This window comes from Pseudarthrobacter defluvii, assembly GCF_030816725.1.
GTDB classification, from domain to species: domain Bacteria; phylum Actinomycetota; class Actinomycetes; order Actinomycetales; family Micrococcaceae; genus Arthrobacter; species Arthrobacter defluvii_A.
On the sequence record NZ_JAUSYG010000001.1, the window covers coordinates 1,599,493 to 1,623,296 of the forward strand.

Sequence of the window (23,804 nt, forward strand, 5' to 3'; positions counted from 1 at the left end):
ACCGTGAAGGAATCTGCCAAGAGCAGGGCCACATTTGTGTTCATTGCCGGCATCGTCCGGCCGCTGCTGAACCTCATGATGGCCAAGACGTGGGAAGGAACCGAGAGACTTCCCGCCAGCGGCTTCATCGCCGCGCCCAACCACTGCACCGAGATCGACCCCCTGGTGGTGGGGCACATGCTGTACAACCAGAAGCGGGCGCCGCACTTCCTGGCCAAGGCGGCTCTGTTCAAGGTCCCCGGCCTGGGTCCGCTGCTGCGGGCGACCAAGCAGGTGCCGGTGGAGCGTTCGACGGCGGGAGCGAACCGTTCGCTGCAGGTGGCACAGGAGATCGTGGCCGAGGGCGGTGCAATCATCATCTACCCGGAGGGCACGCTGACGCGCGACCCCGACCTGTGGCCGATGAAGGGACACACCGGAGCGGCCCGGCTGGCCCTCGAAGGCGGAATCCCTGTGGTGCCCATCGCCCACTGGGGTGCCCACGAGGTATTCCCCAGGTACGGCAAGCGGTTCCACCTGTTCCCGCGCAAGCGCTCCCGCGTCGTGGTGGGGGATCCGGTGGACCTCAGCGCTTTCAGCGGCCGTCCCCTGGACAAGGCCACGCTGACGGAGGCCACAGACGTGATCATGGACGCGATCACCGCGCTGCTGGCCGGCCTGCGCGGCGAGCAGCCCCCCGCGGAACGCTGGGACCCGGCCAAACAGCAGCAGGCCAAGCACGGACGCTTCGTGGAACGCGGACAGCAGCCCGGCGGCGCAGGAACGGAAGCTCAGTGACCGCTGACGCAAAGCCGGGAGCGGCACGAACAGTAGCCGTTCTAGGTGCGGGGTCATGGGGGACCACGTTCGCGAAGATCCTCGCGGACGCAGCCACCGCCACGGGAACGCCCCGTGCCATCAAGCTGTGGGGCAGGCGCGCCGAAGTGGTGGAGGAGATCAACACCAGCCACCGCAACAGCGACTACCTCAAGGACATCGTCCTGCCGGAGAGCATCACGGCGTCGACTGACGTCCGCCAGGTGTTGGCAGGGGCGGAACTGGTGGTGGTTGCCGTACCGGCCCAGTCACTGCGCCCCCAGCTGCGGGAGTGGAAGGACATGATCGCCCCCGGCGCCGTCGTCGTCTCCCTCATGAAGGGCCTGGAGCTTGGAACGGACGCCCGGATGAGCGAGGTCATCAGTGCGGAACTGGGCCTGCCGCTGGAACGCATCGCCGTCGTCTCCGGACCCAACCTCGCCATGGAAATTGCGCGCGAGGAGCCGACGGCGTCCGTCGTGGCCTGCACGGATTCCGCCACAGCCGGCTGGCTCGCCAGGACCTGCACCGCCCCCTACTTTCGGCCCTACACCACGGCGGACGTCGTCGGTGTCGAAATCGGCGGCATCGTCAAGAACGTGATCGCACTAGCCGTGGGCATCTGCGAGGGCAAGCAGATGGGGGACAACACCAAGGCCTCGGTGATCACCCGCGGGCTCGCCGAAACGTCCCGCCTGGCACTGGCGCTGGGCGGCGAGGCGAAGACCATGGCCGGCCTCGCCGGGCTGGGCGACCTCGTGGCAACCTGCTCCTCAGCGCTGTCCCGGAACCATACCGCCGGCAGGCTGCTGGGCGAGGGCCTGACGCTGGAGGAGGTGGGCAAAAAGATGACCCAGACCGCCGAAGGCATCAAGTCCGGCCAGGCCGTCCATGAGCTTGCCGGCAAGCTCGGCGTCGAAATGCCCATCACGGCCGCCGTCGTCGCGGTGCTGGCAGGCAAGCTGTCCGTTGACCAACTGGGGCCGGTTCTGCTGTCCCGGGAATTGAAACCTGAAGGCGATTACTGACCATGTCCCATGACACAACCCCCGCCGGGGAAACGGCCAACACCAGGAAACCGCGCGTTGCCGTGCTCTTCGGCGGCCGCTCCAGCGAACATGCCGTAAGCTGCGTCACCGCCGCCGGTGTCCTGGGTGCCATTAACAAGGACAAATACGAGGTGATCCCGATCGGGATTGCCAAGACCGGGCAGTGGGTCCTTGCCCCCGCTGAAACGGCGCAGTGGTCCCTCGCGGCGTCCTCCCTCCCCGAGGTGGTGCCGTCGTCGCAGACTGTCACCTTGGCCGAGATCGGCGGGGAACATCAGCTGATCGTGGCATCGCCCAACCAGGTTCCCCAGGAACTGGGCGCCGTTGACGTGGTCTTCCCGCTGCTGCACGGCCCCTTCGGCGAGGACGGCACCATCCAGGGGCTCCTGGAGCTTTCGGACACCCGGTACGTTGGCGCGGGGGTCCTCGCCTCGGCTGTCGGCATGGACAAGCACTACATGAAGGTGGTCTTCGAAGCTGCCGGACTCCGCGTGGGCCCCTATGTGGCAGTGACTGACAGGCAGTGGCGCAGGGATCCCGAGTCCGTCCGCAAGCAAGTGGACCGGCTCGGATTCCCCGTGTTCGTCAAGCCGGCCCGCGCCGGCTCGTCCATGGGGATCTCCAAGGTCGACTCCCTGGACGAGCTGGACGCTGCCATCGAAGAAGCCCGCCGCCACGATCTCAAGCTCGTCATCGAAGCGGGCATTGTGGGACGCGAAATCGAATGCGCGGTCCTGGAAGGCAGGGGCACCGACGCGCCGCGGACCTCCATGCCCGGGGAAATCTCCGTATCCGGCGGAACCCACCAGTTTTATGACTTCACGGCCAAGTACGTCGAGGATGACGCCGCGGCCCTCAGCTGCCCCGCGGACATTCCTGCCGAGGCAATTTCCAGGGTCCGCGAACTGGCTGCCGCCGCGTTCGACGCCGTCGGCGCCGAGGGCCTGAGCCGCGTGGACTTCTTTTACACGCCCGAGGGCGAGCTGATCATCAATGAGATCAACACGATGCCCGGCTTCACACCCAAGAGCATGTACCCGCAGATGTGGGCTGCATCCGGCCTGGGCTACGCCGACCTGATCGACGAACTCATCTACCTGGCCCTGAACCGCAAGACCGGCCTCCGCTGATCCCCACCGGCACCCTAGCCTCGCTTCGCTTCGGCCAGGGAACCCTGCCGGCGTGGGCCCACCACCGGCACCCTAGCCTCGCTGCGCTTCGGCCAGGGAACCCTGCCGGCGTGGGCCCACCACCGGCACCCTAGCCTCGCTGCGCTCGGACGGTGAGCCGGCCTAGGCCTACTGGCTCTTGGGCAGGTTCTGCAGCTCCTCCTGGCCCACGCAGTTCCGCGAGGAGGGGACCTTGGCGGCTGCTGCGGCCAGGTCTGCCAGTACCGTTGCGGAGCTGATCTTGTCCGGGTCCATCAGGATCTCTGTGGCAGGTTCCCGGCCGTAGGTGGTCAGCGTCCATACCGGGTCGCCCTCCTTGATGACCCAGTCGATGCCGTTGACGGTGACGCAGCGGTCGGTGGTCGGCCCGGGCACGTTGACCCCGCAGCGCAGGATGACCTGTGATGGATCGCCCCATGCCGCGGTGGCCTGGCTGTTGGTCTTCCGCAGCTTTGAATCGCCAATGGCATCCGGGAGGGCCACCATCATTGGCGCGCACGCCGGATTGGCGGCGTCCTTGGCGGCGGTGACATCCACTGCTGGAGAGCAGGCAGACAGGGTAAGGGCGGCGACTGCCCCGGCCATTGCCATCCTGGCGGCGCGGGCGGACAGGGGCAGGTGGAGCTGGTGCATGCTTCCAGCCTATCGCCGTCGCCGTCCACCCCGGACACCCGCCGCCGTCCCGCCCGGACACGATGTCAGCCCGGCGCGGTAGCGTAGTGGCGTGCCTGAAGACCTGCGTAACCGCGTTGACCGCCAGCCTACTGTCGCCGGCCTTTCCGAAGCCGACCTGCTGGCCCGGATTTTTCCGCGCCTCCGGATGGAGGCCGGGCATACCACAAGCACTTTGCTGGGGCCGGGCGATGATGCCGCCGTCGTCGCAGCCCCGGACGGGAAGACCGTTGTCAGCATCGATACCCAGGTCCAGGACCAGGACTTCCGGCTGCTGTGGCCCAACGGCTACCGCACCACCGGATTCGACGTCGGGTGGAAGGCAGCCGCGCAGAACCTCAGCGACATCAATGCGATGGGCGCGGAGGCAACGTCCATGGTGGTCAGCCTCACCCTTCCCGTCGACACGCCCGTCAGCTGGGTGGAGGACCTGGCGGACGGGCTCACAGCCGGCATCCGGGAGCTCGGAGCAGCCCGCTGTTCGGTCGCGGGCGGGGACCTGGGCCGCGGCCGCGAAATTTCGGTGACGGTGGCCGTGCTGGGAACGCTCGACGGCGGGCGGCCGGTCCTCCGGTCAGGCGCCCGGGCAGGGGACATCCTGGCACTGGCAGGAACAGTCGGCCACGCCGCGGCAGGCTTGGCCCTGCTTGAAGCGGACGTCCCGATGGGCACCCTGGGCCCGGCGGAACGTGCCTTCGTGGATCTGCAGTGCCGCCCCCGTCCGCCGCTGGCTGCAGGACCGGCCGCCAGGGACGCAGGTGCCACGGCAATGCTGGACATTTCCGACGGGCTCCTGCTCGACGGCAACAGGCTGGCTGCCGCCAGCAACGTCGCCGTCTCCCTCGATCCGGACCGCCTTGCCCGCCTGGCGGATCTCCTGGCCCCCGCAGCTTGCTTGCTCGATGCAGATCCCGCACAGTGGGTGCTGGGTGGCGGCGAGGACCACGGACTGCTGGCCACATTCCCTGCCGATGTTCAGCTGCCACCCGGATTCACTGCGCTAGGCTCGATACATGCACTCGGTACCGACGATGGCCCGGGCGTCCTGACAGCGGGCCGGGCCGTGGACACCGGGGGATGGGATCACTTTGCACACTAAGGTTGCCGCCAACGCGCTTGCGATGAAGAGGTGGCTGGGCAAGGCTGAGACTGCCCTGGGAAACCACAGCGACCGGCTCAACGCCATCAACATCTTCCCGGTGGCTGACGGCGATACCGGCACCAACCTGTACCTCACCGTCCGCGCGGCTGCCCGTTCCCTGGTGCTCGCCGAGGACCAGCCGGCACCTGTGGACGTCGGGGAAGTTCTCGCCACGGCCGGCCAGGCAGCCATGGAGGAGGCGCGCGGAAACTCCGGAACGCTTTTCTCGGTGTTCCTGTGCGCCGCGGCCGAGCCGTTGGCCGGGCACACCCGCATGACGTCCACGCTCCTCGCGGCAGCCCTGAACCGTGCCCAGATCCGCGCCTGGTCCGCCCTGAGCGACCCCGTACCCGGAACCATGCTCTCGGTCATGGAAGCGGCTGCCCGTGCTGCAGCCGCCGTCGACGCCGGCCAGGACGGCGATGACAGCAACCACGCCCTGGGCCTCACCCTCGACGCCGCCGTGGAGGGGGCACTGGCCGCCGTGGTCCACACCGAGGAACAGCTCGATGCGCTCCAGTCCGCACGGGTGGTGGATGCCGGCGGGGTGGGCATGCTGCTGATCCTCGACTGCCTCCGCTCCGCTGTGCTGGGCGAGGAACTGCAGGACGAGCTCCTCGACGGCCTGCACGGCTACGACGTCTCCGATCCGCACATCCACGCGTTGATGCCGGACGACGACGGCGTGGAACTCATGTGCACCATCACCCTTTCGCCCCTGAACGCCGCCACGCTGCGGCAGCGGCTCGATGAAATCGGGGAGTCCGTCATCATGAGCCAGGTGGGCAGCGGCCCGGACCCTGACGGAAACTACAGGTGGCGGGTCCACGTGCACGTCCCGGACCCGGACCCGGCCGTGCGCATTATCAAGTCCCTCGGTGAACCGTCCCAGATCAGCATCAGCGAGCTGGCGCTTTCCCGGGACCCTGATGTGGATGCGGTGAACACCGGCGGGCATGAACGCTGAGCTGGACCTGGCCCTTGAACGGCGCATTGGAAAGCGGTCCGCCGCGGTCATCGAAAAACACCTCGGCATCACCAGTGTCGAAGGCCTCCTTAACTACTTTCCCCGCCGTTACCTGGCCCGGGGTGAACTGACGCCCATCAGCGAGCTTCCGCTCGACGAGGAAGTCACCCTGATCGCGCGGGTGCTGTCCAGCAGCACGCGGCATATGCAGGCGCGCCGCGGAACCATCACGGACGTCATTGTTTCCGACGACGACGGGCAGCGGGGGCTGCGGCTGGTGGGAGGCCAGGATTACCGCGGCAAGGTGCCGGGAACGCTGAAGATCAGCTTCTTCAACGGGTTCAAAGCGAAAAACGAACTCCTGCAGGGACGCCGCGCCCTCTTTTCCGGCAGGGTTACCAGCTTCAAGGGAAAGCTTGGCCTCACAAACCCCGACTTCCAGCTCCTGGACGAGGATCCTTTCAGCGACGCCGGTCACGACCCCGAAAAACTCGCGGCCATGCCCCTCCCGGTTTATCCAGCCACGGCCAAGCTTCCCAGCTGGAAGATCCAGAAGGTGATCGTCACGCTGCTGGAGACCGTGGACCTCGGCTCGCTTGCGGACCCGCTTCCGGCCGAAGTGTCAGCCCGGGAGGGTTTCCTGCCTGTGGCGGACGCGTACCGGCTGATCCACGTGCCCGAAACGGCGGCTGACTGGAAACGAGCACGGGACCGGTTCCGCTACCAGGAGGCCCTGGTACTGCAGTCCGCATTGGCCCGGCGCCGCGCCCAGCTCGCCGCCGAGGAAGCCACCGCCCGCCGCCCCGTCAAGGAAGGAATCCTGGCCGAGTTCGACCACAACCTGCCGTTCACGCTCACGGCCGGCCAGGCCGCCGTCGGCAAAACCCTCGCCACGGAACTGGCGCAGGACACGCCCATGAACCGGCTGCTGCAGGGCGAGGTGGGCTCCGGTAAAACCGTCGTGGCGCTGCGGGCCATGCTCCAGGTGGTGGACGCCGGGGGACAGGCTGCGCTCCTTGCCCCCACCGAGGTGCTTGCGGCCCAGCATTACGACTCCATCCGCCGCACCTTGGGCCAACTCTCCAGCGACGGACTCCTGGGCGGGCTGGCCGGCGCCAACGGCCCTTCCGTCCAGGTCACGCTGCTGACCGGTTCCATGCCCACCGCGGCACGGAAACAAGCCATGCTGGACGCCGCGTCCGGGACCGCGGGGATCATCATCGGCACCCACGCCCTGCTCAGCGACAACGTATCCTTCTACGACCTCGGCCTGATCGTGGTGGACGAACAGCACCGCTTCGGCGTTGAACAGCGCGACGCCCTGCGGGCCAAGGCCCGGAAGCCGCCGCACCTGCTGGTCATGACCGCCACACCCATTCCCCGCACCGTGGCCATGACCGTGTTCGGCGACCTTGAAACCTCCACCCTCGACGAACTGCCCAAGGGCCGGGCCCCCATCACCACCCACCTCGTGGGCCTTGCCGAGAACCCGGCCTGGGTGGCACGGATCTGGGCGCGCGCGCGGGAGGAAATCGACGCCGGCCACCAGGTGTACGTCGTGTGTCCAAAGATTGGAGCGGACGACGACGGCGACTTCAGTCCGGGGGAGGCCGCGCCTCCGGGGGCGGAGGCGGAGGAGGGCCGGGAGCTCGCGTCGGTCACCGGCGTCGTGGATTATCTGCTGGCCGAACCCTCGCTGGCGGGTGTTCCGCTGGCTCCGCTCCACGGCCGCCAGGACCCGGAGTTGAAGACGGACACTATGGCCGGGTTTACTGCCAACCGCATCAAGCTGCTCGTTTCCACCACGGTGATCGAGGTGGGTGTGGACGTGCACAACGCCACCTTGATGGTCATCCTGGACGCGGACAGGTTCGGCATCTCGCAGCTGCACCAGCTCCGTGGCCGCGTGGGCCGCGGCGGCCTGCCCGGGACCTGCCTGCTGGTCACCGCGCTTGAACACGGCCACCCCAGCCGGCGGCGGCTGGAAGCCGTGGCTGCAACCACGGACGGTTTTGTCCTGTCGCAGGAGGACCTCAAGCTACGGCGTGAGGGCGACATCCTGGGCGCATCGCAGTCCGGGGGAAGGTCCACCCTGAAGCTGCTGCGGGTCCTTGACCATGAAGACGTCATTGCCCGCGCCAGGGAAGACGCGCAGGCTATCGTCGGTCGGGATCCGCTGCTGGCCGGACACGCCGGGCTTGCCGATGCCATCGAGAAATACCTCAACCCCGAGAAGGAGGCGTTCCTTGAACGCGGTTAGCAACCAAAGCCTGCAGGGCACCCGTGGAATGTGGTGCCGGCGGTGACCCGGATCATTGCCGGTGCCGGCGGTGGCACAACGTTGACGCCAGTCCCGGGTTCCCTGACCAGGCCTACTACGGACAGGGTCAAGGAAGCACTGTTTTCCCGCCTCGACGCCTTCGACGTGATCGCGGACGCCCGCGTGCTGGACCTTTACGCGGGGTCGGGTTCCCTGGGTGTGGAAAGCGGCAGCAGGGGAGCGCAGACAGTGGAACTGGTGGAGTCCGACGCCAAGGCCAGTGCCGTCTGCCAGCGCAACGCGGATCTTATCAATGGTGTGTTGGGCCGGAAAGCCGTCTCGGTGCACCGCTCCAAGGTGGAGCCCTTCCTTGACCGGGCTTCGGAAGACGCCGCCTGGGACTTGGTGTTCCTGGATCCGCCGTACCCGTTGGAGGATGCCGGGCTGTCCGCGGTGCTGGAGAAACTTGCAGCGCACCTGGCCCCTGGAGCCGTCGTGGTGGTGGAACGATCCTCACGTTCGCCGGAACCGGCATGGCCCGATGCGATGACGAGGTTCGCCGAGAAGAAGTACGGGGAGACCCGGCTGTGGTTTGCCGAGCCGTTCGTGCCCGACGCCATCGCCGCGGAGGACCTGCCCGAGACCACCGGCGTGCCCGGCGGTGCCGGGCCTGAAGGTAGCGACGTGGAAGGCCCTGCTTCCACCGGCGCCTAGCCGGAATAGGGGTCCAGGTCCACCCCCGCCAGGACCCGCGCGGGGTGCGGACCGCGTGCGGTCAGTTCGGCTGTCCAGGCTTCCGGCCAGGGACCCTGCGTCCCCGCCAGGATGATATTGCCCGGGTACCGGCCCTCGAACATCCCCGCCTCGGCAAACGCTGCCACATCAGCCATGGCTTCGCGCATTGCCGCCACCTGGCTCCTGACAAGCGTGAGCGCCGATTCGTCGCCCACATTGACCACCAGCAGCCCGTCCGGGCGCAGGCGTTGCCGCGCTTCGCGATAGAAGCCGCTGGTGGCGATGTGGGCCGGGGCGTCAGGGCCGGAGAAAATGTCCAGGATCACGACGTCGAACGTGAGGTCCGGAGCCAGCTCTCCCAGTGCCTCGCGGGCATCGCCGATGATCGTGGTCAGGTCTGTTCCCTCGGGCAGGGGCAGGTGCCGGAGGACAAAGTCGAGCAGCTCGCGCTCCAGCTCCACCGCGTACTGCACTGAACCGGGACGGGTTGCCTGGACGTACCGGGCCAGCGTCAGCGCCCCCGCGCCGAGGTGCAGGGCCCTGATCGGTTGTCCTGCCGGAGCTGCAAGATCCACCAGATGCCCGATCCTGCGGAGGTATTCGTAAAAAATCTCCTCCGGGCGGTCCAGGTTCACATGGGACTGTTCGGCTCCGCCAATGCTGAGCACATAGCCGCCATGCGTAAACGCGTCGGGTTCAATGGCGGCGTGCTGGCCCGTTGTCCGGAGGAACCGGCTGGCGGCCCCGCCGCTGCCGCCGGACATCACAGCCTGCTGCGCAGGGTTGCCAGCCGCGCGGCAGCCTCCTCCAGGACCTCTGTCTTCTTGCAAAAAGCGAACCGGAGCAGGCTTCGCATCCGTTCCGCTCCTTCCGGATGACAGAACACCGGCACGGGGATGGCGGCCACCCCCACCAGTGCCGGCAGCCGCCGGGCGAGGTCCAGGGCATCAGTGATGCCAAGCGGCGCCGTGTCCACATTCACGAAGTAGGTTCCCTTTGGGGTAAACACATCAAAGCCGGCAGCCCGCAGCCCGGCGCTGAGGATATCGCGCTTCTGTTCCAGGGCAGCGGCGATACCTGTGTAGAAGCCGTCCGGCAGGGCGAGTCCTGCCGCGATCGCCGTCTGGAACGGAGTGCCGGAGCTGTAGGTCAGGAACTGCTTAACGGTGCGGACGGCGGCAACCAGTTCCTCCGGGCCGCTCAGCCAGCCGATCTTCCATCCGGTAAGGGAGAACGTCTTTCCGGCGGAGGAAATGGTGATGGTCCGGGCAGCAGCGCCCGGAAGCGTGGCCACGGGGGTGTGGCTGACTCCGAAGGTCAGGTGCTCGTACACCTCGTCCGAGATGATGATGCTGCCGTGCTTCGCTGCAAGGTCCACCACGCGCTGCAGGATTTCCGGTGGAAAAACTGCCCCCGTGGGATTGTGCGGATTGTTCAGCAGCACCACCCGTGTCCGCTCGCTGAACGCAGCGTCCAGTGCCGCAGGGTCGGGCAGGAAGTCCGGGGCAGCCAAGGGCACTGTGGCGTGAGTGGCGCCGGAGAGGCCGATGATGGCGCCGTAGGAGTCGTAGAACGGCTCGAATGTCAGCACCTCGTCGCCCGGTCCTGCGAAGGCCAGAAGGGAAGCGGCGATGCCTTCGGTGGCCCCGGTCGTGATAACAACTTCGGTTGCGGGGTCCGGTGCCAGCCCATAAAAACGTTCCTGGTGCGCTGCCACCGCCTCCCGGAGCTCGGGAAGTCCCTTGCCGGGGGCGTACTGGTTGGCCCCGGCAGCGATGGCAGCCCGCGCGGCCTCCCTGATCTCCACCGGCCCGTCTTCGTCGGGGAAGCCCTGTCCCAGGTTGATGGCGCCGGTCTGGACGGCCAGGGTGGTCATCTCCTCGAAGATGGTGACGCCGAGGCCGCCGTCCGGAGCAAGCAGGTTCGCTCCGAGCGCGGTCCGCTGCCAGGGAGCAGGTGCCAGGGGCGTGGAAAGTTCCCGTGGTGGATGCATCCAGTCATGGTATCCCGGCCTTTCCATGGGGTAGGTTCAAACCATGAGACGCGCTGTGTGCCCCGGATCCTTCGACCCCATCCACAACGGCCATCTCGAAGTCATTGCAAGGGCTGCCGGTCTTTTCGACGAGGTCATCGTCGCTATCTCCACCAACTACGCCAAGAAGTACATGTTCAGCCTGGAAGAGCGGCTGGAGATGGCACGCGAAACCCTCGCGTTACTGAAGGGCATCGTGGTGGAACCGGTGGGCGAGGGGCTCCTGGCGGAGTACTGCCGCCAGCGGGGCGTCTCCGCCATCGTCAAGGGGCTCCGGTCGTCGTCGGACTTTGACTACGAGCTCCCCATGGCCACCATGAACCGGCAGTTGAGCGGCGTGGAAACAGTCTTCCTCCCGGCCGAGGCCAGCTACCTCCACCTGTCCTCCACCCTGATCAAGGAAGTGTCGGTCCTGGGCGGCAGCGTCTCGGACTACGTGCCGCGGTCCGTGCACCGGCGCATGGTCGGCGGCGAGCCTTCGCCTGATCAGCAGTCAAGGCGGTAGGCTGGATCGGTACTTCGGCGCTGCCTCCTGCCGGTTTGAGTCGCCAAGGCTCTTCAGGCTAAGATGGTACGTCGGTCATATGTTCAACAGGAGTTCTCATTAACAGAGATGCTGGTTCGCCCTTGGCGTTCGACGTCAAGGACCTCGGGCGCAGCCCGGGAAGCATGCGGACGCTGAAGGAACATGTACCCGCACCGGGTGATCTTGGTGTGGCGCTCATTGGTGTTCAGGAAGGCTCGGATGTCGAGCTCGACCTGAGGCTTGAGGCCGTACACGAAGGAATTCTGGTATCAGGAACCGTTCTCGCCGAAGTAACCGGTGAGTGCGGCCGATGCCTGGATCCCCTTGCGTATGACCTTGAGGTCAATGTGCAAGAACTTTTCTTCTACGAGGGCGCTGAGTTCTCGGACGGAGAAGAAAATGAAGAGCAACGTCGAGTCGAGCACGATGTAATCGATCTTGAACCGGTGTTGCGGGACGCGGTTGTCACCAATCTGCCGTTCCAGCCGGTGTGCCGGGAAGACTGCCAGGGCCTTTGTTCCGAATGCGGAGCTCGCCTGGAAGACGAGCCGGGGCACCACCACGAGGTCCTGGATCCTCGCTGGGCTGCCCTAGCTGATATGGCTAAGCCTGACCGGCAAAATTGATTTGTACGTGTTTGTCTAGAGAGAAATGAGTTAGCCGTGGCTGTTCCCAAGCGGAAAATGTCTCGCTCGAATACCCGCGCCCGCCGCTCGCAGTGGAAGGCGACCGCCCCCCACCTGGTGAAGACCGTTGAGAACGGCCAGGTCACCTACAGCCTGCCGCACCAGGCAAAGGTCGTTACCGACTCTGCTGGCACCGCGCTGTTCCTTGAGTACAAGGGCCGCAAGGTCGCTGACGTCTAATCGGCCAATAGGCTGACTGATGTCTTCAACTGAAGAGCTTCTGAAGCGTCTCGGTGTCTCTATTGACGCCGGGACGCTTCGTCTTGCGCTCACCCACCGTTCGTACGCCTACGAGAATGGCGGCATACCCACCAACGAGCGGCTCGAGTTCCTGGGCGACTCCATCCTCGGATTCTCAGTAACCGATGCCCTCTACCGGGACAACCCGGACCTGCCTGAAGGTGAACTCGCCAAGCGGCGCTCCGCCGTCGTGAGTACCCGTGCACTGGCCGGAATCGGCCGCAGCCTCGGCATCGGGGAGTACATCTACCTCGGCCAGGGCGAGAAGCTCACCCACGGCAAGAACAAGGCGTCCATCCTCGCAGACACCATGGAGGCCCTGATAGGGGCAACCTACGTCTCCAACGACATCGAGACAGCGCGCCAGCTGGTCATGCGGCTGGTCGGTCCGCTGCTGAAGGATGCGGCCGTCCTGGGCGCCGGTACCGACTGGAAGACCAGCATCCAGGAACTTGCGGCCAGCCGGCAGTTGGGCAGTATCCACTATGCGGTGGACGGGACCGGTCCGGACCATGCCCGCACCTTCACCGCCGTCCTGAACATCGGCGGAACGGCGTACGGCAAGGGTTCCGGCCACTCCAAAAAGGAAGCGGAACAGGAAGCCGCGGCGGATGCCTGGCGCGTGCTTTCCGGCGCTGCGGCCCAGGCGGCCTCCAGTGCCGGTGCCGGCTCCGTGGCCGCCCAGTAGCGTCCGTGCCCGAACTGCCCGAGGTGGAGGTTGTCCGCCGTGGCCTGGTGAACTGGGTGCGCGGCAGGACCATCGACGCCGTCGATGTCCTCGATCCGCGCTCCATCCGCCGCCATGCCCTTGGCGTGGAGGACTTCATCGGCAACCTCGAAGGTGCCGTGGTGTCCGACGTCGTGCGCCGGGGCAAGTTCCTCTGGATGCCGCTGCTTGACAGCGCCGCTCCCGGCCCCGGCAACCCGGCCGGCGGCGTGCCGGAGGTCGCGCTCATGGCACATTTGGGCATGAGCGGGCAACTGCTGATGCAGGATTCAGCCGTCCCCGATGAGAAGCACCTCAAGGTCCGGTTCCGGCTCAGTCCGCGGGACGGGATGCCGGAGCAACTGCGGTTCGTGGACCAGCGGATCTTCGGCGGGCTGTTCGTCACCGCACTGGTACCTACCGACGACGGCGGTCCAGGCGGCCTCGCGGAATCCCCCCTTCCCCTCATTGCAGAGGAAGCGGCACATATCGCCCGGGACCCCCTGGACCCTGCCTTCTCCTTCGACCTCTTCTACCAGCGTCTCCGCAAGCGGAAAACGGGGCTGAAGCGGGCACTGCTGGACCAGGGCCTCGTGTCGGGAATTGGCAACATCTATGCCGACGAAGCCCTGTGGCGTGCCCGCCTGCATTTTGCCCGCGCCACCGACACCCTTCGCAGGAGTGAAGCCCAGCGCGTCCTGGAGAGCGCACGTGAGGTCATGCTTGATGCCCTGGCAGCAGGCGGAACGAGCTTCGATTCCCTCTATGTCAACGTCAACGGTGCCTCAGGCTACTTCGACCGGTCCCTCAATGCGTACGGCCGGCAGGGCGAGCCCTGCAAACGGTGCGCCGCAGCCGGTATCCACTCGGTTATCCGCAGGGACCAGTTCATGAACCGGTCGTCCCACACCTGCCCCGTATGCCAGCCCCGGCCCCGCAACGGCCGCTGGTAACGCCGGCCTGATCCGGCCCGCCCAGCCCGCAGTCCGGCTCAACGGGAGCCGTAGTAGTCCGCCAGCCGGACCAGGCCTTCGTCGATGGACACTTCGGGGGCCCAGGCGAGGAGCGAGCGGGTTTCCCGCTGGTCGAACCAGTGCGCCGTCGACAGCTGCTCTGCAAGGAACCTGGTCATGGGCGGCTCATCCTGCTTACCCAGCCGAAGCCATGCCCTCTCCACCACTGATCCTGCGAGCCGGGCCAGCCGGCCCGGGACGGACCACGACGGTACGGGCACCCCGCCGGCGGCGCAGATTCCTGCGATGAGTTCCCCCACGGGCCGCGGCTCCCCGTTGGTTACCACCAGGGCCCTGCCATGGATGTGTTCCATTCGGTCCAACGCAGCAACAATGGCCGCTGCTGCGTTGTCCACGTACGTGGTGTCGATCAAGGCTGCCCCCGCATTGAGCAGCGGCAGCCGGTTCCGGGCCGCCCGTGCCATGACACGTTCCACCAGCTGGGTGTCTCCGGGGCCCCACACCACGTGCGGGCGCACCGCGGCGACGCGGAAGTGCGGGGCGTCCGCGGCAAGGGCCAGCAACTCCGCCTGGGCCTTGGTGCGGGAGTAGTCGCCGTGGGCGTGGACCGGGTCGGCCGGCTCTGCTCCCAGTCCTGCGATGGCTGCACCCGAGTTGGCGACCGATGGCGAGGAAACGAAGACGAAGTCGCGGATCCCGGCTTCGCGGGCGGCCAGGAGCAGGCGGCGGGTTCCCTGGACGTTCACTTCGTCAAACTCTTCGGCGCGGCCGGTGAAGGAAACCTTGGCCGCCAGGTGGACCACGGCTTCAGCGTCCCGGACCGCGGCCCTGACCGCTGCCTCATCGGTGAGGGAGCCGCAGCAGTCCGTGGCGCCGTCGACCCCTGAGGGGCGCCGCTGGAAGGTGGTGACGGCATGGCCCTTCTGCACCAAAAGGGCCGCGACCTCCCGGCCCAGCAGGCCGCTGGCACCGGTGACCAAGACCCTCATGGCGTCCCCGGCCGGCCGCCGGCCAGCACGGACGAGGCCCACCGGGACAGCCTGGTCCTGTCGATCTTTGCGTTATGGCGGATGTCGGTGGGCTGCGCAGGAACAACCAGGACGGCAGCGACGGAGACGCCCGCGCTGCGGGCCGCGGCGCGCACTTTGCCTGCAAGTTCCACCCCGGCAAGGCCTGCGCTGCGGGAGGGCGGGTTGGTTTCGACGACGGCGGCGACAGCTTGCGTCCCGGCCGGTCCCACGCCCACCACGGCCGCCATGCGGACGCCGTCCACGCCTTCGATGGACTGCTCCGCGCCCACCGGGGTCACTACGTCCCCGGCCGCCGTAATGACGTGGGCAAGGCGGCCTTCCACCCATAGCCGCCCCTGGGCGTCGAAGTGGCCCACGTCCCCGGTGCGGTGCCATCCGGAGGGGCCGGTACTCAGCTCCTGGGTCAGCCAGAGGCGGTCATAGGCGTCCTTGACATGCGGCGCACCGACCAGGATCTCTCCCGTTATGCCGGCCCCGGTGACAGGTGCCGACCCGGGGGCGGTGCCGTCCGGGGCAAGGGGAACGACGGCTACGCTTGCGCCGTGCACGGGCCAGCCCACGCAGACGCCGTTGCCGGCCCCGGTCATTGTTCCGCCAGCGGCGTCGGCTGCGGCCGCCTGGATCTGTTCAAGGCTGATGTCGGTGACGGGCAGCGCCTCGGTCATCCCGTACGGGGTGTGCAGCGAGGCGCGGGGCACCAGCTGCTGCACCTCCGCGAGGAGTGGTTCCGGAACGGGCGCCCCGGCGGAGAGGAGCAGGTCAACGCGTTCGAGTGCCGCCCTGCCCCCCGCGGTCAGTCCTTCGCGCGTGGCAACAACGTTCCGCAGGGCGGCGGGGGAGGCGAAAACCACGGTGGCGTCGATGGCGGCCGCGGCATCGGCGAGGGCGCGGGCCGTCAGGGTGCGGGGCGCCGTGACGTCCATCGCCGGCGTCACCGAGACGGCCCCCAGTGCCGGCCCCAGCAGGGCAAAGGGTGCGAAGCCGGCCACCAGGCGCTGGCCGGGACGGATTCCGAAGGTTTCGGCAACGGTGTCCCGCATGGCGGCGAGCTGCCGGTGGGTGTACAGCACACCCTTGGCAGGACCCGTCGAACCGGATGTAAAGAGCACGGCGGCGGGGGAGTCCGGGCCCGGCAGGGACGTTGCCACAGGGCCGGCAGCCCCAGCCGCTGCCGTGGACCCCGCCCTGGCCAGGGTGGCAAGGGAGGTTTCCACCCCAAGAAGCCGACGGCGGCCGGCGGGAAGGTCTCGCACGCTGATCCGCCGTGCCGCCCAGTTAAGCGCGCGGGCGGCGGCCAGGGCCTTATCGATTCCGATCAGGACGTCGGGAGTGGCGCCCTTGACTGCCCGGCTTAGGCCCCTGGTGCCAAGGCCCGCGTCCGCCACTACGACCACCGCGCCAAGGCGCAGGCAGGCGTACAGCGCCACGGTCAGGTCCACGCCGGGCGGAACCATCAGGCTTACCCGGCTGCCGGGTCCAATCCCAGCCTCCCGCAGGCCCGCGGCAAGGTGGTCGACGCCCGTCTCCAACTGCTGCCACGTCAGTGCACGGGCCACGGTGCCGTTCGGTGCCATTTCGACGACGGCCCTCGCGTCTGCCGAGGGTCCCGCCGCCAGCTGCGCAAGGGGAGCCCACAGCGGCTCAAAGCCATCACTGCCCTGCGCGGCGGCGCCGGCTGGGGCAGGGCGAACGACGCCGGGTACATTGCCGCCGCCGGTGAGGCTTGCGAGCCAGTCGAAGATGGGCGCGGCAATGTCGCGGTCCTCGGCGACCAGGTGTCCGGCGCCCTCGTACCGGTGCACATCCGCGTGCGGGAGCCGGGCAAGGAGGTCTTTCAGGTAGCGGTCGGAAAAGATGGGGTCCCGCGGGCCCCACAGCATCAGGGCAGGCACATCGAGACCGTGCAGGCCTTCCGCAACACCGGTGAGGGCAGCAAAGCTGGGATGGGAGGCGTCAACGGGAATGTCCGCCACGAAGTTTCCCACCCCCACCCGGCGGGAAGGTCCGCGGTAGGGGGCCATGTAGGCGTTACGGACCTCCGTGGACAGCGGCGGGTGCGCCAGCGAATGCGTCACCCGCAGGAAAGCGTCGGAGGTGGTGGTTCCCAATTTGTGCACGGCAGGGTGGAGGGCAAGGCGCAGTGCCGGCGGAATGGGGGAGCCGGCAGGCTGGTGGACGGCGGTGTTGGTCAGCACAAGGCCGGCCAGTTGGCTGCGGTGGGCCAGCGCCCACCCGAGGCTGATCACACCACCCCAGTCGTGGCCCACCGACACGACAGGCCCGTCCAGGGCCAGCGCGTCGGTGAGGTCGCCCAGGTCGTTGATTCTGTCGGCCAGCCGCCGGAAAGTTCCGGTGCGCTCTGAAAAACCCATGTCCAGCTGGTCCACGGCCACCACACGCCACGGATGCGCCGCGTCGGAGCCGGCGGCCAGCAGGGTCCGCCACAGGTAGGACCAGGTGGGGTTGCCGTGCACGCACAGCAGTGTGCCCAGGGGTGTCAGGCCGCGGCGGGCCAGTTCTGCGCCGTTGTCCAGCAGGTGCCAGCGGCGCATCGTGCCCGGGCGATCAGCGCCGGAGGTGGACGGGACATCGAGTTGACGTGACCACTCGGCGTTGACGCCGGGCCAGTCCGCGATCACCAAACGATTTCCAGCATGGCGGTGTTCAGGCCGGACCCGACGCCCATGCACAGGACCCGGTCCCCGCTGCCCAAGGACTGTGCCTCGGCGGCGAGTGTCATGGGAAGGGAGGCGGGCCCCACATTGCCCCAGTGCGGGAACGTGATGGGCACCTTGTCCGGGTCCAGATCGATCGCCTCGATGATGGCCTGCGTGTACGCGTTGCTGACCTGGTGGGTGACGTAGCGGTCCATGGCCGCCCAGTCCCACTCGGGCTGGGCCTCATGCCAGGCGTCGACGACGAGCTCCAGCCCGCCGTCGAGCAGGCCCCTGGTATCCGTGTGCATGCCGTCGATGCCGCCCACGCACAGTTCGTGGTGCTCGGTGCCGGCACGCATTACGCCGCCCACCACGCGGTGCGCGCCGGGATGCCCATCCGCCGGTCCCAGGACGGCGGCGGCGGCTCCGGACCCGAGCGTCAGCGTGGCGAACTCCCGGTTGAAGTCATCCCGCGTTGTCTCGGGCCGCTGGAGGCGCTCCAGGGTGGCCTCCTGGGTCAGCTGGGCGTCCTCGCCGTTCACGATGACGGCGTATCTGATCTGGCCCGAGTCAATCATGTTGGCGGCCAGGGTCAGGGCGTTGACGAATCCCAGGCAGGCGTTGGCAAGGTCGAAGTTCATGGCCGACGACGGCAGGCCGAGTCCGTGGTGGATCTTCACCGCCACGGACGGTTCAAGGTTGCGCCTGGTCACCGAGGTGTTGATCAGCAGGCCGACGTCGGATGCCTCGATGCCCGCCTCGGCCAGGGCCTTGGCGCCGGCTTCCGTGGCGGCGTCATCGAACGACGTTCCGGGGGCCCACCAGCGGCGGTGGGTGATGCCTGCCACGCGTTCGAGCAACCGCGGCGGAAACTTCAGCCGCTGCAGGGTTGCCGCCAGGCGGCGGTCAAAGTCCGTGGAGCTCACAATCCTTGGAGCTTCAACGCTGCTGACCGAGAGCAGCGCAGTGTTGCTGTGGCGGAAGGTTGCATTACCTGCCAATTCAAGCCCCTCTTCGTTTCTGTCCCGCATTCCTGCGGTGACTGTACCCACAAAAACGCAGGCTCAAGAGCTTAACTATGCCTTTGCCTGCCCGGAACATGCATATTCACCCCTGGCGCAGGCATCCGCTTCCGGGCGCTGCTGCGGGGAAATGTCGGTCCTGCGCAGTAGATTGTAGTGAGCCGGTTCCCGCAATCATGCCCTCACCCGCTCCAGGAGACCAGGAAAGCCTTGCACCTCAAAAGCCTCACCGTCCGGGGGTTCAAGTCCTTTGCGTCCGCCACCACCTTTGACTTCGAACCCGGCGTCACAGCCGTGGTGGGCCCCAACGGGTCCGGGAAGTCCAACGTAGTGGACGCCCTGGCGTGGGTCATGGGCGAGCAAGGGGCCAAAACCCTCCGCGGCGGCAAGATGGAGGACGTCATCTTCGCCGGGACGTCCGGGCGGCCGCCCCTTGGCCGCGCCCACGTGTCGCTCACCATCGACAACACCGACGGTGCCCTGCCTATCGAATACAGCGAAGTCACCATTTCCCGCACGCTGTTCCGGACGGGCGGCTCCGAGTATGCCATCAACGGTGCCGGCTGCCGGCTGCTGGACATCCAGGAACTGCTCTCGGACTCCGGCCTGGGGCGGGAAATGCACGTCATCGTGGGCCAGGGCCAGCTGGACCGGGTGCTGCACGCCACCCCCGAGGACCGCCGCGGCTTCATAGAGGAGGCGGCAGGGATCCTCAAGCACCGCCGCCGTAAGGAACGGACGGTGCGGAAACTGGAGGCCATGCAGGCCAACCTCCAGCGCCTCACCGATCTCACCGGAGAAATCCGGCGCCAGCTCACGCCCCTGGGCAAGCAGGCCGAGGTGGCCCGCCGCGCCCAGCGCGTCCAGTTCGACGTCCGGGACGCCCGCGCCCGCCTGCTGGCCGACGACCTTGTCCAGCTGCAGCTGGCGCTGGAACAGGATGTGGCGGACGAGGCCGCGCTCAAGGCCCGGCGCACCGCCGTCGAGCAGGAGCTCGAAGCCGGCCGCAGGCAACAGGCTTCGCTGGAGCAGTTGGCGGCAGAGGCCACACCCCGGCTCAACGCCGCCCGGGACACCTGGTACCGGCTCTCCACCGCCCGGGAGCGGCTGAGGTCGCTCGGATCGCTGGCCACTGAACGCAGCCGCCTGCTTGGTTCCGACGACGCCGCACCGGCCCCGGGCCGCGACCCCGAACAGCTCGAACGCCAGGCGGCCCGGGTGCGGCAGGAGCTGGCCGAGCTTGAACAGGACATCGAATCCAGGCGCAGCGCCCTGGATGCGGCCAGTGCCGCGAAGGCCGACGCAGAGCAGGCGGCCCTGGCAGAAGACCAGCGGCTCACGGCCCAGCTCCGCGCTGCAGCCGACCGGCGGGAAGGACTGGCGCGGCTGGCGGGACAGGTGGCGGCCGCCAGGTCCCGCGTGGAGTCCGCGCAGGCGGAACTCGGGCGGCTGCGGGAATCCCTCGCCGCCGGCACGGAACGCCGCGCCCGGGCGCAGGCCGAGTTCACCGCACTGGAGAACCAGGTGGCCGGTGTGGAGGAGGGGGAAGAATCCCTTGACGCCGATTACGAGGCCGCAAGCGAAACCCTGGACGCCGTGCTCCAGGAAATCGCGGACCTCAAGGCAGCCGTCAACGAAGGAGTCCGGAAACGGGACGCTTTGGCCGCCCGGCTCGATGCCCTCAAGCTGGGCCTTGACCGCAAGGACGGCGCCCGGCACGCCCTTGAATCAGGCCTGGCCGGGGTCCGGGAAAGCCTCGCCGCCGCAATCACCGTCCGGGCCGGTTATGAAGCGGCAGTCGCCGCCGCCCTGGGGCAGGCGTCCGAGGCAGTGCTGGTCCAGGACCAGGACGCTGCCCTTGCGGTGCTGCAGCGGCTCAAGGACGACGACGCCGGGCGGGCGTCGCTGCTCCTCGCATCGGCTGCGTCCGGCCCGCAGGGGGACGGGCGCAACGGGAAGGGGCACAACATGCCGCTGCCCGAAGGTGCGCAATGGGCTGCGGACCTCGTCGACGGGCCTGCGGGGCCTGTTGCCCTGGTCCGGCACCTGCTGGCCGGGACCGCCGTCGTCACCGGCCTCGACGCCGCGGCAGCCCTCGTGGCCTCGCAGCCGGGCATGACGGCCGTCACCAGCGAAGGGGACGTGTTCACCGCCGCAACGGTGGCCGGCGGGTCGGCCAAGGCGCCGTCGCTTCTCGAGGTGCAGGCGGCAGTGGACGACGCCGACCGCAGCCTTTCCACGGTCACCGCGGATTTGGAGCGGAACAGGTTCGCCCTGGCCGCAGCAGAGGCACGGCGCGCAGGTGCGCAGGCGGAGGCCGATGCCGCCTTGGACAAGCTGCACGAATCCGACGCCCGCCTCGCCGCCGTGGCTGAGCGCCTGGGCCACCTGAACTCCGTCCTGCGCAGCGCCGTTGGCGAGAGCGAGCGCCTGGCAGCGTCGTTGGCGCGGGCGGAGGAAAACGTCGCTGCTGAGCAGGAAGCGCTCGCCGCCGTCACAGCCCGTCTGGCAGCGGCCCAGGAAGCGCCCGTTGAAGAGGAACCCTCCACTGAACAACGGGACGCCCTGGCGCGTGCAGCATCGGCCGCCCGCGCGGCCGAGGTGGAGGCGCGGCTGTCCCTGCGCAGTGCCGAAGAGCAGTTGGCGGCCACCCGCAACCGGGTGGCGTCGCTGGAACGTGCCGCCGCCACCGAGCGCCGTGCCCGCGAAGAAGCCGCCGAGCGCGCCCGGCGCCGCCGCATCCAGGCCAAGCGTGCGGCAGCCGTTTCCGCGGGGGTGGAACTGGCGTTGAAGTATGTGGACATCTCCGTGGACCTGGCCCGGCACGAACGGGACCTGGCCGAGGAAAACCGCGAGCTGCGTGACCGCGGGCTGCGCGAGGTCCGGGAGGCGAATGATGCCCTGGCCCGGGAACTGGCCCAGCTCACCGACAACGTGCACCGTGACGAGCTGGCCCGGGCCCAGCAGCGGGCCAGGATCGAGGCGGTGGAGACCCGCTCGGTGGACGAACTGGGCATCAGCCCCGAGGCGCTGGTGGAGGAGTTCGGCCCGCATGTTCCCGTCCCGGTTCCGGCAGAGGAATCCAGCGACAAATGGGCGGCCCTCCGCGCCCCCGTCGATGCCGGCGGCGAGGAGATTCGGGAAGGAAAGCCCTACGTCCGGCAGGAGCAGGAGAAACGGCTGCGGAAGGCCGAGCGGGACCTCGCGAGCCTGGGCAAAGTCAACCCCCTGGCGTTGGAGGAATTCGCGGCGCTGGAGGAGCGGCACCAGTTCCTCAGCACCCAGCTCGAGGACCTGAAGGCCAGCCGGCGGGACCTGCTGGACATCATCAAGGAAGTGGATGACAGGGTCCAACGGGTCTTTGCCGAAGCATTCGAGGACACCCAGGCCCAATTCGTCCGGGTTTTCGATCGGCTTTTCCCCGGCGGCGAGGGCCGCCTGGTCTTGACCGATCCTGCGGACATGCTCACCACGGGCATCGAGGTGGAGGCCCGCCCCGCCGGCAAGAAGATCAAGCGGCTGTCCCTGCTCTCCGGCGGTGAGCGGTCCCTGACCGCGGTGGCGCTGCTGGTGGCCATCTTCAAGGCGCGGCCCTCGCCGTTCTATGTCATGGACGAGGTCGAAGCGGCCCTGGACGACACCAACCTCGGCCGGCTCATCACCATCTTCGAAGAGCTCCGCGAGTCCAGCCAGCTCATCGTCATCACGCACCAGAAGCGGACCATGGAAGTGGCGGACGCGCTGTACGGCGTGACCATGAGGGGCGACGGCGTTTCCACCGTGATCAGCCAGCGCCTCGGAGTGGAGGCGTAACAGCGGGCCGGGTTTGCCGCCGGAGGGCGGACGGCTGAAAGGGGCAGGTCAGCTGCATGGACGCCCCGGAAACCGGGCAGGCCGTTTATGAGAAGCTAGGGGAGTGAATGACATCCTTCCCATTGTCCTGTCCATTCTTGCTGCGCTGGTGGTCATCGGCGGGCTGATTCCGGTCCTGCTCAAGACCCGGAGGAACATCACCAGGTACCCCGGCACGCGGGATGCCAATGACCCCGAAATCCGCTCCGGCGGCAGCACGGCGGTGGCGGACCGTCAGGGAACGATCGAGCGCGAGGCCCCCGGGGGCGTGGACCTCGAGGGGCTGGACACCAGCACCGTTCCGGACAATGCCGCCGGACTGGAAACCATTCCCGTCGAAACCCCGCTCCCCGTGGCAGGGCGCCTCATGCGCCTGCGTGAACGCCTGGCCCGCTCCAACAACATGATGGGCAAGGGCCTGTTGGCGCTGCTCTCCAGCGACCGGATCGACGAGAGCGTCTGGGACGAGGTGGAGGAGACCCTCCTGCTCGCAGACCTGGGAACCGAACCCACCATGCAGCTGGTGGATGCCCTCCGGGAGCGCGTCAAGGTCCTGGGCACCAGGACTCCGGAACACGTCAAGACCATGCTCCGCGAAGAACTCATCAAGCTCGTTGACCCCACCATGGACCGCAGCCTCAACGTCCAGCGCCATGGCGACCAGCCCGCCGTGATGATGGTGGTGGGCGTGAACGGAGTAGGCAAGACCACCACCGTGGGGAAGCTGGCCCGCGTGCTGGTCGCCGAGGACAAGGATGTCCTGCTCGGCGCAGCAGACACTTTCCGCGCCGCCGCCGCCGAACAGCTGGCCACATGGGGCCAGCGCGTGGGCGTGCCCACCGTGAAGTCGGACATTGACGGGGCCGACCCCGCCTCGGTTGCCTACGAGGCCGTGAAGGCAGGCATCGAACAGGAAGTCGACGTCGTCATGATCGACACTGCCGGCCGCCTGCAGAACAAGGTGGGCCTCATGGACGAACTCGGCAAGGTCAAGCGCGTCGTGGAGAAGCTGGCAGAGGTGGACGAGGTCCTGCTGGTCCTGGACGCCACCACCGGCCAAAACGGCCTGAACCAGGCGCGGGTCTTCTCCGAGGTGGTCAACATCACCGGCATCGTCCTGACCAAGCTGGACGGAACCGCCAAGGGCGGCATCGTCGTCGCCATCCAGAGGACCCTTGGCGTGCCGGTCAAACTCATCGGACTGGGCGAAGGCGCCGATGACCTGGCGCCGTTCGACACCGAAGGCTTCGTCGACGCCCTGCTGAACTAGCCAAGGCCCTGCTGGATCGG

At 67.9% G+C, this 23,804-nt stretch carries 20 protein-coding genes; 14 read left to right on the forward strand and 6 right to left on the reverse strand.

Annotation, left to right across the window (positions count from 1 at the left end; translation table 11 throughout):
- The first annotated feature begins 3 nt into the window (after nt 1–3).
- Genes QF031_RS07445 through QF031_RS07455 form a run of 3 tightly spaced genes read left to right on the forward strand, consistent with a single transcriptional unit; the run spans nt 4 to nt 2,974 of the window.
- A complete protein-coding gene (locus QF031_RS07445; RefSeq protein WP_307426076.1) occupies nt 4–777 on the forward strand; it encodes a lysophospholipid acyltransferase family protein in 774 nt (257 codons plus the stop codon).
- Nucleotides 774–1,823 carry an NAD(P)H-dependent glycerol-3-phosphate dehydrogenase gene (locus QF031_RS07450; RefSeq protein WP_307426080.1) on the forward strand — a complete coding sequence of 350 codons (1,050 nt, stop codon included), beginning with the start codon at nt 774–776 and terminating at the stop codon, nt 1,821–1,823. Before QF031_RS07445 ends, QF031_RS07450 begins: the two co-directional genes overlap by 4 nt.
- A gap of 2 nt (nt 1,824–1,825) precedes the next feature.
- On the forward strand, nt 1,826–2,974 hold the full coding sequence (locus tag QF031_RS07455; protein WP_307426083.1) for a D-alanine--D-alanine ligase family protein: 1,149 nt from the start codon (nt 1,826–1,828) through the stop codon (nt 2,972–2,974).
- A gap of 168 nt (nt 2,975–3,142) precedes the next feature.
- Here the strand turns inward: QF031_RS07455 and QF031_RS07460 are convergent, their stop codons facing one another.
- On the reverse strand, nt 3,143–3,646 hold the full coding sequence (locus QF031_RS07460; RefSeq protein ID WP_307426086.1) for a DUF3515 domain-containing protein: 504 nt from the start codon (nt 3,644–3,646) through the stop codon (nt 3,143–3,145).
- Between the two features lie 91 nt (nt 3,647–3,737).
- Between QF031_RS07460 and thiL the strand changes: the two genes are divergently transcribed.
- The 4 genes from thiL to rsmD are packed head-to-tail and all read left to right on the forward strand — an operon-like array spanning nt 3,738 to nt 8,767.
- On the forward strand, nt 3,738–4,784 hold the full coding sequence (gene thiL / locus QF031_RS07465; protein ID WP_307426088.1) for a thiamine-phosphate kinase: 1,047 nt from the start codon (nt 3,738–3,740) through the stop codon (nt 4,782–4,784).
- A gap of 22 nt (nt 4,785–4,806) precedes the next feature.
- A complete protein-coding gene (locus QF031_RS07470; RefSeq protein ID WP_307433216.1) occupies nt 4,807–5,793 on the forward strand; it encodes a DAK2 domain-containing protein in 987 nt (328 codons plus the stop codon).
- Nucleotides 5,783–8,053 carry an ATP-dependent DNA helicase RecG gene (locus tag QF031_RS07475; protein WP_307426091.1) on the forward strand — a complete coding sequence of 757 codons (2,271 nt, stop codon included), beginning with the start codon at nt 5,783–5,785 and terminating at the stop codon, nt 8,051–8,053. The genes QF031_RS07470 and QF031_RS07475 overlap by 11 nt, the downstream gene beginning before the upstream one ends.
- A 42-nt stretch (nt 8,054–8,095) precedes the next feature.
- Complete coding sequence (rsmD, locus tag QF031_RS07480; RefSeq protein WP_307426094.1) at nt 8,096–8,767, forward strand: 16S rRNA (guanine(966)-N(2))-methyltransferase RsmD; 672 nt, start codon at nt 8,096–8,098, stop codon at nt 8,765–8,767.
- Here the strand turns inward: rsmD and QF031_RS07485 are convergent.
- Together QF031_RS07485 and QF031_RS07490 are read right to left on the reverse strand one after the other, a co-directional pair.
- Nucleotides 8,764–9,552 carry a spermidine synthase gene (locus tag QF031_RS07485; RefSeq protein WP_307426099.1) on the reverse strand — a complete coding sequence of 263 codons (789 nt, stop codon included), beginning with the start codon at nt 9,550–9,552 and terminating at the stop codon, nt 8,764–8,766. The two genes, rsmD and QF031_RS07485, sit on opposite strands and share 4 nt — an antisense overlap.
- Nucleotides 9,552–10,781, reverse strand: a complete 1,230-nt coding sequence (locus tag QF031_RS07490; RefSeq protein WP_307426104.1) for an aminotransferase class I/II-fold pyridoxal phosphate-dependent enzyme — start codon at nt 10,779–10,781, stop codon at nt 9,552–9,554. Before QF031_RS07490 ends, QF031_RS07485 begins: the two co-directional genes overlap by 1 nt.
- A 43-nt stretch (nt 10,782–10,824) precedes the next feature.
- Between QF031_RS07490 and coaD the strand changes: the two genes are divergently transcribed.
- The 5 genes from coaD (at nt 10,825) to mutM (ending at nt 13,931) form a co-directional block, all read left to right on the forward strand.
- Entirely contained in the window at nt 10,825–11,325 is a 501-nt protein-coding gene (coaD, locus tag QF031_RS07495; RefSeq protein WP_307426106.1) for a pantetheine-phosphate adenylyltransferase, read from the forward strand.
- 122 nt (nt 11,326–11,447) lie between these two features.
- Entirely contained in the window at nt 11,448–11,972 is a 525-nt protein-coding gene (locus QF031_RS07500; protein ID WP_307426110.1) for a YceD family protein, read from the forward strand.
- A gap of 36 nt (nt 11,973–12,008) precedes the next feature.
- Nucleotides 12,009–12,212 (forward strand): 50S ribosomal protein L32, encoded by a 204-nt coding sequence (rpmF, locus tag QF031_RS07505; protein WP_009356569.1) that lies wholly within the window; start codon nt 12,009–12,011, stop codon nt 12,210–12,212.
- A 19-nt stretch (nt 12,213–12,231) separates the two neighbouring features.
- The gene (gene rnc / locus QF031_RS07510; RefSeq protein ID WP_307426113.1) at nt 12,232–12,960 is read left to right on the forward strand and encodes a ribonuclease III; all 729 of its coding nucleotides are present in this window, start codon (nt 12,232–12,234) and stop codon (nt 12,958–12,960) included.
- Nucleotides 12,961–12,965: 5 nt separating this feature from the next.
- Nucleotides 12,966–13,931: a bifunctional DNA-formamidopyrimidine glycosylase/DNA-(apurinic or apyrimidinic site) lyase gene (gene mutM / locus QF031_RS07515; protein WP_307426115.1), complete on the forward strand. Its 966-nt coding sequence runs from the start codon at nt 12,966–12,968 to the stop codon at nt 13,929–13,931.
- A gap of 38 nt (nt 13,932–13,969) precedes the next feature.
- Here the strand turns inward: mutM and QF031_RS07520 are convergent, their stop codons facing one another.
- Genes QF031_RS07520 through QF031_RS07530 form a run of 3 tightly spaced genes read right to left on the reverse strand, consistent with a single transcriptional unit; the run spans nt 13,970 to nt 18,641 of the window.
- The gene (locus QF031_RS07520; RefSeq protein ID WP_307426118.1) at nt 13,970–14,941 is read right to left on the reverse strand and encodes an NAD-dependent epimerase/dehydratase family protein; all 972 of its coding nucleotides are present in this window, start codon (nt 14,939–14,941) and stop codon (nt 13,970–13,972) included.
- Entirely contained in the window at nt 14,938–17,625 is a 2,688-nt protein-coding gene (locus tag QF031_RS07525; protein WP_307426120.1) for an alpha/beta fold hydrolase, read from the reverse strand. Before QF031_RS07525 ends, QF031_RS07520 begins: the two co-directional genes overlap by 4 nt.
- Nucleotides 17,619–18,641, reverse strand: a complete 1,023-nt coding sequence (locus tag QF031_RS07530; protein WP_307426122.1) for a 3-oxoacyl-ACP synthase III — start codon at nt 18,639–18,641, stop codon at nt 17,619–17,621. Before QF031_RS07530 ends, QF031_RS07525 begins: the two co-directional genes overlap by 7 nt.
- A gap of 231 nt (nt 18,642–18,872) precedes the next feature.
- On the opposite strand from QF031_RS07530, the gene smc reads away from it, so the two are divergent.
- Nucleotides 18,873–22,475 (forward strand): chromosome segregation protein SMC, encoded by a 3,603-nt coding sequence (gene smc, locus QF031_RS07535; protein ID WP_307426124.1) that lies wholly within the window; start codon nt 18,873–18,875, stop codon nt 22,473–22,475.
- A gap of 103 nt (nt 22,476–22,578) precedes the next feature.
- The gene (ftsY, locus tag QF031_RS07540; RefSeq protein ID WP_307426127.1) at nt 22,579–23,784 is read left to right on the forward strand and encodes a signal recognition particle-docking protein FtsY; all 1,206 of its coding nucleotides are present in this window, start codon (nt 22,579–22,581) and stop codon (nt 23,782–23,784) included.
- Nucleotides 23,785–23,804: the final 20 nt, after the last annotated feature.